Here is a 12445-nt window from a genome sequence, read left to right on the forward strand (position 1 = left end):
AGTCCGCGGGCCCGCCGCCCGGCCCCGCGTCCTCATCGGACTAAGGAGCTTCGCTTACGATCGACCCTCGTGCCCCACGACGGTAATCAGCGATCGCAGCGGATCCCACGGTTGGTGGCCGCCATCGCCGGTCTCGTGGGACTGCTGTTGTGCGCACTCGTCCCGCTGCTCCCGGTCAAGCAGACCACCGCGACGGTGCTGTGGCCGCAGGGCACCGTGGACGGGCACGTCGCCCAGATCACCGCGCCCCTGGTGTCCGGCGCGCCGCGGGCCCTGGACATCTCCATCCCGTGTGCGGCGATCGCTACCCTGCCCGCCGGCGGCGGCCTGGTCGTCTCGACCCTGCCCACCGGCGGGATCGACGCCGGCAAGAACGGGTTGTTCGTGCGCGCCGACAAGGACCTGGTGGTCGCCGCGTTCCGCGACACCGTGGCCGCGGTGGCGCCGCGCCCGGCGGTCGCGGCCGGGGCCTGCAGCGTGCTGCACGTCTGGGCCGACGCGGGCGCGTCGGGCGCGGAGTTCGTCGGCATCCCCAACGCCGCCGGAACCCTGCCCTCGGAGAAGAAGCCGCAGGTCGGCGGGATCTTCACCGACCTGAAGGTGCCGGCCCAGCCCGGCCTGTCGGCCCGCATCGACATCGACACCCGGTTCATCACGGCCCCCACCGCCCTCAAGCAGCTGGCGATGGGTGTGGGCGCGCTGGCCGTCCTGACGGCCGTGATCGCGCTGGCCGCGCTCGACCGTCGCAGTCGCGGCGGCGGCGTGCCAATCAATTGGCGGTCCCCGATCGCTCCCCCGCAAGCGGGCGGTGCCCCCAGGCTCTCGCGGTATCGCCCCCGCGCGAGGTGGAGTTCGTGGCGCCGCGTCGGGCTCGCCACCTGGATCGCCGACGCCGGGGTGATCGCCACGCTGCTGCTGTGGCACGTCATCGGCGCCACCTCATCCGACGACGGCTACAACCTGACCATCGCCCGCGTCGCCCCGAAGGCCGGCTACATCGCCAACTACTACCGCTACTTCGGGACGACCGACGCGCCGTTCGACTGGTATCTGGGGTTGCTGTCCAGGCTCGCGTCGGTGAGCACCGCCGGCGTCTGGATGCGGTTGCCCGCCATACTGGCCGGCATCGCGTGCTGGCTGGTGATCAGCCATTGGGTGCTGCGCAGGCTGGGTCCGGGCCGCGGCGGCCTGGCGGCCAACCGGGTGGCCGTGTTCACCGCGGGCGCGGTGTTCGTGGCCGCCTGGCTGCCGTTCAACAACGGGCTGCGCCCCGAGCCGCTGATCGCCCTCGGGGTGCTGGTCACCTGGATACTGGTGGAGCGCGCGATCGCGCTGCAACGCCTCGCCCCGGCCGCGGTCGCGATCTTCGTCGCGATGCTCACCGCGACGCTGGCGCCGCAGGGCCTGATCGCCGTCGCCGCGCTGCTGACCGGGTCGCGGGCCATCGCGCGCACGGTCCGGCGGCGCCGGGCGACCGACGGACTGCTGGCGCCGCTGGCGGTGCTGGCGGCGTCGCTGTCCCTGATCACCGTCGTGGTGTTCCGCAGCCAGACGCTGGCCACCGTCGCCGAGTCGGCGCGCATCAAGTACAAGGTCGGGCCGACGATCGCGTGGTACCAGGACTGGCTCCGCTACTACTTCCTCACGGTCGAGTCCAACCCCGACGGGTCCATGTCGAGGCGATTCGCGGTGCTGGTGCTGCTGCTGTGCCTGTTCGGGATGCTGGTCACCCTGCTGCGCCGCGGCCGGATCCCGGGCGTGGCCAGCGGGCCGGCCTGGCGGTTGATCGGCACCACCGCCTTCGGCCTGTTGCTGCTGACGTTCACCCCGACGAAGTGGGCGGTCCAGTTCGGCGCCTTCGCCGGACTGGCCGGAGCGCTGGGGGCCGTCACCGCGTTCGCCCTGGCGCGGATCGGCCTGCACAACCGCCGCAACCTGACGCTGTACGTGACCGCGCTGCTGTTCGTGCTGGCGGTGGCGACCTCCGGCGTCAACGGCTGGTTCTACGTCGGCAACTACGGCGTGCCGTGGTACGACATCCAGCCGGTCATCGCCAGCCACCCGGTGACGTCGATGTTCTTGACGCTGTCCATCCTCACCGGGCTGCTGGCCGCGTGGCAGCACTTCCGGATGGACTACGCCGGGCACACCGAGGTCGAGGACAACCGGCGCAACCGGGTGCTCGCGTCGACGCCCCTGCTGGTGGTCGCGACCATCATGGTCATCGGCGAAGTCGGCTCGCTGGCCAAGGGCGCGGTCTTCCGCTACCCGCTCTACACCACCGGCAAGGCCAACCTGGCGGCGATCACGTCGGGACTCTCGCCCGCCAGTTGTGCGATGGCCGACGACGTGCTGACCGAACCCGACCCCAATGCGGGCATGTTGCAGCCGGCGCCCGGTCAGACGTTCGGCCCCGACGGACCGCTCGGAGGTAGCAACCCCGTTGGCTTCAAACCCGACGGCGTGGGGACCGACCTCCGGTCCTACCCGGTGGTGACCAAGCCGGGCGTGGTGAATTCCGACGCGTCGCCCAACAAGCCCAACGCCGCCATGAGCGACTCCGCGGGGACGGCCGGCGGGAAAGGCCCGGCCGGCGTCAACGGCTCGCACGCGGCGCTGCCGTTCGGCCTCGACCCGGCCCGGACCCCGGTGATGGGGAGCTACGGCGAGAACTCGCTCGCCGCCACGGCCACCTCGGCCTGGTACCAGCTGCCGCCCCGCACGCCGGACCGGCCGATCGTCGTGGTGTCGGCCACCGGCGCGATCTGGTCGTACAAGGAGGATGGCACCTTCACCTATGGGCAGTCGCTGAAATTGCAGTGGGGCCACCGCGACTTCGACCGCCCGGACGGCACCACCCAGCCGCTAGCGGAGGTGCAGCCGATCGACATCGGCCCCGAGCCGGCGTGGCGCAACCTGCGGTTCCCGCTCACCTGGGCGCCGCCCGAGGCCAACGTGGCGCGAATCGTCGCCTACGACCCGAACCTGAGTTCGGATCAGTGGTTCGCGTTCACGCCGCCGCGGGTGCCGGTGCTGCAGAGCCTGCAGCAGCTGATGGGGTCGCGCACACCGGTGCTGATGGACATCGCGACCGCCGCGAACTTCCCCTGCCAGCACCCGTTCTCCGAGCACCTCGGCGTGGCCGAACTCCCGCAGTACCGCATCCTGCCGGATCACAAGCAGACGGCGTCGTCGTCGAACGGGTGGCAGTCCAGCGAGGCCGGCGGGCCGTTCCTCTTCCTGCAGACCATGCTGCGCACCTCGACGATCTCGACGTACCTGCGCGGCGACTGGTACCGCGACTGGGGATCCGTGGAGCAGTACTTCCGGTTGGTGCCGGCCGATCAGGCGCCGGAGGCCGTTATCGAACAGGGTGTGATGACAGTGCACGGCTGGAGCCGGCAGGGACCGATTCGGGCACTCCCATGAGCGTCGCGACCGTGAACCACCGCGAGGACAAGGCGGCCGCCCGGCACGACGTGCGCGTGACGCGCTGGGTCGCGACGATCGCCGGGCTGGTCGGTTTCGTCCTGTCGATCGCGACGCCGCTGCTGCCCGTCGTCCAAACCACCGCGACGCTCAACTGGCCGCAGAACGGCCAACTCAACAGCGTTACCGCACCGCTGATTTCGCTGACCCCGGTCGACGTGACGGTCACCGTGCCGTGCTCGCTGGTGCGCGCCCTGCCGCCCGAGGGCGGGGTGGTCCTGAGCACCGCCCCCAAGAAGGGCAAGGACGCCGCGCTCAACGCTTTGTTCGTGGTGGTCAACGGCAAGCGCGTCGACGTCACCGACCGCAACGTGGTGATCGCCAGCGCGGCGCGCGATCAGGTGGCAGGAGCCGCAGGTGCCCCCGGATGTTCAAGGATCGAGATCACCTCGACGAAGGCCGGCGCGTTCGCCACGTTTGTCGGGCTGAAGGATTCGGCGGGCCGACCGATCGGCGGCGGCTTCCCCGACCCGAACCTGCGCCCGCAGATCGTCGGGGTGTTCACCGATCTCACCGGCCCGGCGCCGCCCGGGCTGCAATTCTCGGCGACCATCGACACCCGGTTCTCCACCACCCCGACGACGCTGAAGCTGGCCGCGATGGTGCTGGCCATCGTGTCCACCATCGTCGCGCTGGTCGCGCTGTGGCGCCTCGACCAGCTCGACGGCCACCGCATGCGGCGGCTCATCCCCGCCAACTGGCGCACCTTCACCCTGGCCGACGTCACGGTGATCTTCGGCTTCGTGCTCTGGCACGTGATCGGGGCGAACTCCTCCGACGACGGCTACATCCTGGGCATGGCCCGCGTCGCCGACCACGCCGGCTACATGTCGAACTACTTCCGCTGGTTCGGCAGCCCGGAGGACCCCTTCGGCTGGTATTACAACCTGCTGGCGCTGATGACCCATGTCAGCGACGCCAGCCTGTGGATGCGGTTGCCGGACCTGATCGCGGGAATCGTCTGCTGGCTGCTTCTTTCGCGCGAGGTGCTGCCCCGGCTGGGACCCGCGGTCGCGGCCAGCAAGCCGGCGAACTGGGCGGCGGGCATGGTGCTGCTCACCGCCTGGATGCCGTTCGACAACGGCCTGCGCCCCGAGCCGATCATCGCCGTCGGCTCGCTGATCACCTACGTGCTGATCGAGCGCTCGATGCGCTACAGCCGGCTGACGCCCGCGGCGCTGGCGGTCATCACCGCGGCTTTCACCCTGGGCGTCCAGCCCACCGGGTTGATCGCGGTGGCCGCGCTGGTCGCCGGTGGCCGCCCCATCCTGCGAATCCTCGTCCGCCGGCACCGGCTGGTCGGCACCTGGCCGTTGGTGGCGCCCATGCTCGCCGCCGGCACGGTCATCCTGACCGTGGTGTTCGCCGATCAGACGCTGTCAACGGTCTTGGAGGCCACCAGGATCCGGACCGAGATCGGGCCCAGCCAGGCCTGGTACACCGAGAACCTGCGCTACTACTACCTGATCCTGCCCACCGTCGACGGCTCGCTCTCGCGCCGCTTCGGCTTTTTGGTCACCGCCCTGTGCCTCTTCACGGCGTTGTTCATCATGTTGCGGCGCAAGCGAATTCCCGGCGTGGCGCGTGGGCCCGCCTGGCGGCTGATGGGCGTCATCTTCGGCACCATGTTCTTTTTGATGTTCACCCCCACCAAGTGGGTGCACCACTTCGGGCTGTTCGCGGCGGTGGGCGCCGCGATGGCGGCGCTGACCACCGTGCTGGTGTCGCCGAAGGTGCTGCGCTGGTCGCGGAACCGGATGGCGTTCCTGGCGGCGCTGATGTTCATCCTTGCGCTGTGCTTCGCCACCACCAACGGCTGGTGGTATGTCTCCAGCTACGGCGTGCCGTTCAACAGCAGCATGCCGAAGATCGACGGAATCTCGATCAGCACAATCTTTTTCGCGCTGTTCGCGATCACGGCGGTCTACGCGGCCTGGCTGCACTTCGTCGATCCCGGTCGCGGCGAGGGCCGGCTGGCGCGGGCGCTGACGGCGGCGCCGATCCCGCTGGCCGCCGGGTTCATGGCGCTGGTGTTCATCGCGTCGATGACGGCCGGCATCGTTCGCCAGTACCCCACCTACTCCAACGCCTGGGACAACCTGCGCGAGTTCAGCGGCGGCTGCGGCCTGGCCGACGACATTCTCGTCGAGCCGGACAGCAACGCCGGCTTCATGCCCGCGCTGCCCGACAGCTTCGGGCCGTTGGGGCCGCTGGGCGGGGTCAAGCCGACGGGCTTCACCCCCAACGGCGTGCCGGACCGCACGCTGGCCGAGTCGGTCAAGGAGACGTCGGTGCCGCAGCCCGGCACCGATTACGACTGGGACGCGCCGCTCAAGCTGACGACCCCGGGCATCAACGGGTCGACGGTGCCGCTGCCCTACGGCCTCGACCCCGATCAGGTCCCGCTGGCCGGCAGCTACACCACCGGCGCGCAACAGCAGAGCAAGCTGACCTCGGCGTGGTACCAGTTGCCGAAGCCCGACGCCGGGCACCCGCTGGTGGTGGTGACCGCCGCGGGCACGATCGCCGGCAACAGCATCCTGCATCACCACACCGGCGGGCAGACCGTGGAACTGGAAATCGGCAGGCCCGGTCCCGGCGGCTCGGTGCTCCCGGCCGGACGGCTGGTGCCCTACGACCTGTACGGCGAGCAGCCCAAGGTGTGGCGCAACCTGCGCTTCCCCCGCTCCCAGATACCCGCCGACGCCGTCGCGGTGCGGGTGGTCGCCGAGGACCTGTCCCTGACGCCGGACGACTGGGTCGCCCTGACCCCGCCCCGCGTGCCGGAACTGCGCTCGCTGCAGGAGTACGTCGGTTCGACACAGCCGGTCCTGATGGACTGGGCGGTCGGGCTGGCATTCCCGTGCCAGCAGCCGATGCTGCACGTCAACGGCGTCACCGAGATCCCCAAGTTCCGCATCACGCCCGACTACAACGCCAAGAAGCAGGACACCGACACCTGGCAGGACGGCGTCAACGGCGGCCTGCTCGGCATCACCGACCTGCTGCTGCGGGCGCACGTGATGTCGACCTACCTGTCCCACGACTGGGGTCGCGACTGGGGATCGCTGCGCAAGTTCGACACCATCGCCGACGCCCGTCCCGCGCAGCTCGACCTTGGCACCGCGACCCGCACCGGGTGGTGGTCCCCGGGCCCGATCCGCATTAAGCCCTAGCCATTTATCACGGATTTCCACCGCAATTCGTCAGCAGCCAAATAACCGCTCAAATTGACGAATGAGTAATTGTCGAAAATAGGTTTAATGGGGCCGCGATCGGGTTAATCCGTAAACCGCTGTGATCCAGTTCACACGGGGGAACGGGTGGGCCGATGTACACGCTTACACGCTTGGGAACATCTGCGGCCGTGGCCACTTCGATGACCGCCGGGGCCATCACATTGGGGGGCGCCACGGCCGGCGCCGAGAGCGGCACCACGGTCGTCCTGGACAACTATCTGCGGCGCTGCGACTTCAGCCGCGTCAGCGTCGCCCCCCAGGTCCCGAGCCCGATGCTGGGCACGGGTTAGGCGACGATCCACACCACCGGGTCGAAAGCGATCGCGGAGGTCCACCTCTACGACGAGCCCGAGCCGGGCACCCACTTCGACGTCGGGCTCATCCAGATGCCCCGGAGCTCGTCGAGCCCCTGCGGACCGGGCGATCCGGGCACCGCGTTCTCGGGCATGCAGACCGACGCCGCCGGCAACGGAACGGCGACCGTGCAGGACACCATTCGGCCCGGCACGACCGGCGTGTGGGTAATTGTCGAGCGGCGCAACGCGAACTCGCAGAATCCGGCCGAGTTTTACACCTCCGAGTTCGTGGCGCCGGTATAACCGCGGCGTCGCCGAGGCAGTGCCATAAGTCCCTATCTCGACGCCCCGGTCAAGTGCTCCCCTAAAGGGGATCGCCGGATGACCGGCGTCGCATGAAAGGCACGGCAATGGACGCTTCCCCACAGTCGCAGGGTGCGACACGCTTTTTCTCCCGCGTGCTCGGTCCCTTCCTGGTCATAGTCGACGTGACGGCGGTCGTGCGCGCCTCCGACATGCAGTCGCTGCTGTCCCAATTCGAGGCCAATTCGATGTGGACCTTCGTCACCGGCGCGTTCGTCTTGCTGCTCGGCCTGACGATTGTGGCCGCGCACCAAAGTTGGCGCGGTGCCGCGGCGATCATCGTTTCCCTGATCGGCTGGCTGATCGTGCTGCGCGGGCTGCTGCTGGTGGCCTTCCCCAAGTTCTTCGCCTCACTGGCCAACGACATGATCGGCGCGCAGGCGTGGTGGATCACGCTATGCGTCGTCTTCGCCCTCGTCGGCCTGTACCTGACCTACGTCGGCTGGGCGCCCGCACCGAATCGGCCGACGTCGCAAGCGGCGGCCGGCCAGCCGGATCTGCCGCGAGCCGCGTGAGCGACACGGGGTCGACGCCGCAGGAGCCGGCTCCGCGCGAGGGCGTCCAGGAGCGGACGGGCGACATGGGCACCGCGGTAACCGCCGAGTTCGACGCGCCGGCGACCGCGGGCCTGGGGATCGAAGACAGGCCGGCGCTCAGCCCGGGCTCCGCGGTGCTCGTCGTCACGCGGGGGCCCAACACCGGCTCCCGGTTCGCGCTGACCCAGCCCGTCATGTCGGCGGGCCGGCATCCGGACAGCGACATCTACCTCGACGACATCACCGTCAGCCGCCGGCACGCCGAATTCCTCAGCGAGGGTGGCCAATTCCGCCTCGTCGACGTGGGCAGCATGAACCGCACCTATCTGAACCGGGAGCCGGTCGACGCGGCGGTGCTGGCCGACGGCGACGAGATTCAGATCGGCCGGGTCCGTCTGGTTTTCCTCACGGGCGCGTAGCGTCTCACCCATGAGCGACTACGCCGTAGAGGCGGTGGACAGGCTGCCCTTTTCCACCGACGAGAAGTCGCAGCGCTACCGAACCGAGAACTACAGCGGGGCGGTGGGTCTGAACTGGTATCTCACCGACCCGACGCTGCGGTTCACCATGGCGTACTACCTGCAGCCCGAGGAATTGGCGGTCGTGGAACCGCATCTGGTGCGGATCGGCGAGTTGATGGGCGGCCCGGTCGCGAGGTGGGCGGAGGAGACCGACCACAACCCGCCGCGGCTGGAGCGCTACGACCGCTGGGGGCACGACATCAGCCAGGTCGTCATGCCGGCCTCCTTCACGCAGTCCAAACGCGCGGTCCTGGGTGCCCAGCAGGCCCTGCGCGACGACGCGCGCGCCGCCAAGATCAGCTCGGGCCTGAGCCTGTTCGCGTCCAACTATCTGCTCAACCAGGCCGACATCGGGATGGGCTGCGCGCTGGGCACCGGCGGCGGCATGGTCCAGTCGTTGGTGGCCGCGTACGCGCCGGCCGACGTGCGCGAGCACGTGCTGGCCAAGTTCGCCTCCGGCGAGTGGGCGGGCGAGACGGCGCAACTGCTGACCGAACGCACCGGCGGCTCGGACCTGGGTGCGCTGGAGACCACGGCGACCCGCGCCGGCGACTCCTGGATTCTCAACGGGTTCAAGTGGTTTGCGTCCAACTGCGCCGGTGAGGCGTTCGTCGTGCTGGCCAAGCCGGAGGGTGCGCCCGACTCGACGCGGGGCGTCGCCAACTTCTTGGTGCTGCGCACCCGCCGCGACGGGTCGCGCAACGGGGTGCGGGTGCGCCGGCTCAAAGACAAGCTCGGCACCCGTTCGGTGGCTTCCGGCGAGGTGGAATTCGTTGACGCGGAAGCGTTTCTGCTGTCCGGGGAACCCACCGGCGACACGGGCCCGTCCGACGGCAAGGGGCTGGGCCGCATGATGGAGCTGACCAACGCCGCACGCCTGGGCATCGCCCTGTTCGGCCTGGGCAACGCGCGCCGCGCGCTGGTCGAGTCGCTGTGCTACGCCCGGCGCCGGCATGCGTTCGGCGGGGCGCTCATCGACAAGCCGCTGATACGGCGCAAGCTCGCCGAGATGATCGTCGACGTGGAATCCGCGCAGGCAATGGTTTTCGACGGCACCGGCGCCACCAACCATCGCCAGCCGCGCGCCATGCGGCAACGGATCGCCGTGCCGGTCACCAAGCTGAAGGCCTGCCGGCTCGGGATCACCGCGGCGTCCGACGCGATCGAAATCCGCGGCGGCATCGGCTATATCGAGACGTGGCCGGTGGCCCGGCTGCTGCGCGACGCCCAGGTCAACACAATCTGGGAGGGACCCGACAACATCCTGTGCCTGGATGTGCGGCGCGGGATCGAGCAGACCCGCGCCCACGAGCCATTGCTGGCGCGGCTGCGGGACGCGGTGTCGGTGTCCGACGGCGACGAGACGACGCGGCTGGTGGCCGGGCGCGTCGAGGACCTCGACGCGGCGATCATCGCGTGGTCCAAGCTGGACCGCGACACGGCCGAGGCCCGGCCGTTCCCGCTGGCCCAGTTCATGGGCGACGTGTACGCCGCGGCGCTGCTCACCGAGCAGGCCGCGTGGGAACGCGCGACCCGCGGCGGGGAGCGCAAGGCGCTGGTCGCCCGGCTCCACGCGCAGCGCTATCTCGCCGACCGCGGGGCGCTGCGCGGCATCGACGCCGACTCCGACGAGGCGCTGGAGCGGTTCGACGAGCTACTGGACGGGGCGTTCACCGGTTAGCGCGCTGGCTGCCGAGGGCCCTCACCTGGGATATCGCTGAGAATTTCGTGCGGCGCGCGGACCCCTGGCCCGCGGCGGGGTACGCGGGATGGCAGACGAGCACCTGACGGTCGGGAGGTTGAGCGATGTCACCCATCACCCGGGGCCCGATGGGCCGATTGACGTCCGGACTACGCCTGGTCTCCCGGAAGCAAAGCCACTTCCGCAGCGGCCGGTGGCTGCTGTTGGTCGACGCGGTGCTGCTGATCGCTCTGGGCGTCGCCGGGCTGGTCTCCGCCGCAGCCCATCGGCACGCCCCGCCCACCGGGGCCCCGGTGCTCGGGCTCGCGTTGACCCCCTGGCACAGCACACTGCTGCTCGGCCTCGGGGTGCTGGCCGCGGTCGGAGTCGTCGGCCGGCGCGCGGCGGTCGCCGCGGCCGCGCTCTGCACGGTGGTCTTCGCGGCCCTGGTGATCATCGGCGCGATCGCCGCGGCACATCATGCGCCGGGCCCGCTCGGCTTCGAGGCGCGCGACATCGTGTTGCACGGGGTGCTGGCGGTGACGAGTTTCGCCGTACTGTATTGGCTCCTCCCGGACGTCCTCGAAGGGCCGGATTGGGTCCGGCGCAAGGAGACCGGTGCCCAGCAGGGCCTCGCGCCGACCACGCCACCGGCGGGTCAGCCATCCGGCGGGGCCGGAAACCCGGCACGCTGACCGGCTGGACGATATCACCGCGAGCAGACGCAAAATCGCCCAACCTTGCCGTGAGACACGGGATTTTGCGTCTGCTCGCGGAAGAAAACTAGACCGGGATCAGGCCGTGCTTGCGCGCGGTGCGGAACCACAACTGCTTGTCCCGCAGCAGCCTCAGCGACTTGCGCAGCAGCAGCCGCGTCTCGTGCGGGTCGACGACCGCGTCGATGAAGCCGCGTTCGGCGGCGGTCCACGGGATCGCCATGTTGAGGTTGTAGCCCTCGATGAAGTCCTTCTTGATCTGCTGCGCCTCCGGCGTCGTCGGGTCGGGGAACCGCTTCATCAGCAGCTGGGCGGCCCCCTCGGCGCCGATCACCGCGATGCGCGCGGTGGGCCAGGCGAAGTTGAAGTCGGCGGTCAGCTGCCGGGACCCCATCACGGCGTAGGCGCCGCCGTAGGACTTGCGCACGGTGATCGTCACCTTCGGCACGTCGGCCTCCACCACCGAGTAGAGGAACCGCCCGCCGCGCTTGATGATGCCCCGCTTCTCCTCCTCGGCACCCGGCAGGAAGCCCGGCGTGTCCACCACGAAGACCAGCGGGATGTTGAAGGAGTCGCAGAACCGGATGAAGCGCGCGGCCTTGTCGGACGCCTCGTTGTCGATCGCCCCCGACATGTGCATGGGCTGGTTGGCGATCACGCCCACGGGGTGGCCGTCGACGCGCGCGTATCCGGTGATGATGGCCGGCCCGTGCTGCGCGGCGACGTCGAGGAAGTCGCCGTCGTCGAAGATGCGCAGCAGGATCTCGTGCATGTCGTAGGCGGCGTTGTCGGAGTCCGGCACGATCGCGTCGAGCTCCAGGTCGGTCGGGGTGATCTCCGGCTCCAGGCCGGGGTTGACGATCGGCGGCTGGCCGAAGGTGCTCGACGGCAGGAACGAGAGGAAGTCGCGCACGTACTGGAACGCCTCGGCCTCGGAGTTCACCACCTGGTGGATGTTGCCGTAGCGGGCCTGTGCGTCGGAGCCGCCCAGCTCGTCGAGGGTGACCTCCTCGCCGGTGACCTCGCGGATCACGTCCGGGCCGGTGACGAAGAAGTAGCCCTGGTCGCGCACCGACACGAGCAGGTCGTCCTGGATCGGCGAATACACCGCTCCGCCGGCGCATTTGCCGAAGATGAGCGAGATCTGCGGCACCAGTCCGGACAGCGCCTCGTGCCGGCGGCCCAGCTCGGCGTACCACGCCAGCGAGGTGACCGCGTCCTGGATGCGGGCGCCGCCCGAATCCTGGATGCCGATGATCGGGCAGGCGACCATCGCGCACCACTCCATCAGCCGGGCCACCTTGCGGCCGAACATCTCGCCGACCGTGCCCTGGAAGACGGTCTGGTCGTGGGAGAACACCCCGACCGGCCGGCCGTCGATCATGGCGTGGCCGGTGACGCACCCGTCGCCGTAGAGCGCGGTCGGGTCGTTGGGCGTCTTGGCCAGCGCCCCGACCTCCATGAAGGTGCCCGGGTCGACCAGCGCGTGGATGCGGGCGCGGGCGCTGGGGATGCCCTTCTTCTCGCGTTTGGCGACGGCCTTCTCGCCGCCGGGCTCCATGGCCTTTTCCAGCCGCACATGCAGCTCGGCCAGCTTTTCGGCC

At 69.9% G+C, this 12445-nt stretch carries 7 protein-coding genes and 1 pseudogene; 7 read left to right on the top strand and 1 reads right to left on the bottom strand.

Annotation, left to right across the window (positions count from 1 at the left end; translation table 11 throughout):
- The first annotated feature begins 69 nt into the window (after nt 1-69).
- From HMPREF0591_RS02475 to HMPREF0591_RS02505, 7 genes and pseudogenes are all read left to right on the top strand, one after another.
- Nucleotides 70-3429 (top strand): arabinosyltransferase domain-containing protein, encoded by a 3360-nt coding sequence (locus HMPREF0591_RS02475; protein ID WP_040620956.1) that lies wholly within the window; start codon nt 70-72, stop codon nt 3427-3429.
- A complete protein-coding gene (locus tag HMPREF0591_RS02480) occupies nt 3426-6665 on the top strand; it encodes an arabinosyltransferase domain-containing protein (protein ID WP_007166814.1) in 3240 nt (1079 codons plus the stop codon). The genes HMPREF0591_RS02475 and HMPREF0591_RS02480 overlap by 4 nt, the downstream gene beginning before the upstream one ends.
- 155 nt (nt 6666-6820) lie before the next feature.
- Nucleotides 6821-7327, top strand: a pseudogene (locus HMPREF0591_RS34520) (hypothetical protein).
- A gap of 107 nt (nt 7328-7434) precedes the next feature.
- Entirely contained in the window at nt 7435-7902 is a 468-nt protein-coding gene (locus HMPREF0591_RS02490; protein ID WP_007166817.1) for a hypothetical protein, read from the top strand.
- Complete coding sequence (locus HMPREF0591_RS02495; RefSeq protein ID WP_007166818.1) at nt 7899-8342, top strand: FHA domain-containing protein; 444 nt, start codon at nt 7899-7901, stop codon at nt 8340-8342. Before HMPREF0591_RS02490 ends, HMPREF0591_RS02495 begins: the two co-directional genes overlap by 4 nt.
- A 10-nt stretch (nt 8343-8352) precedes the next feature.
- Complete coding sequence (locus HMPREF0591_RS02500) at nt 8353-10125, top strand: acyl-CoA dehydrogenase family protein (protein ID WP_007166819.1); 1773 nt, start codon at nt 8353-8355, stop codon at nt 10123-10125.
- 125 nt (nt 10126-10250) lie between these two features.
- Nucleotides 10251-10820 carry a DUF4383 domain-containing protein gene (locus HMPREF0591_RS02505; protein WP_007166820.1) on the top strand — a complete coding sequence of 190 codons (570 nt, stop codon included), beginning with the start codon at nt 10251-10253 and terminating at the stop codon, nt 10818-10820.
- A gap of 88 nt (nt 10821-10908) precedes the next feature.
- On the opposite strand, the gene HMPREF0591_RS02510 is transcribed toward HMPREF0591_RS02505, so the two are convergent.
- Nucleotides 10909-12402: an acyl-CoA carboxylase subunit beta gene (locus tag HMPREF0591_RS02510; RefSeq protein WP_244268826.1), complete on the bottom strand. Its 1494-nt coding sequence runs from the start codon at nt 12400-12402 to the stop codon at nt 10909-10911.
- Between the last annotated feature and the right edge of the window lie 43 nt (nt 12403-12445).

Origin of the sequence: Mycobacterium parascrofulaceum ATCC BAA-614 (assembly GCF_000164135.1) — a bacterium.
In the GTDB taxonomy this organism is placed as follows: Bacteria; Actinomycetota; Actinomycetes; order Mycobacteriales; family Mycobacteriaceae; genus Mycobacterium; species Mycobacterium parascrofulaceum.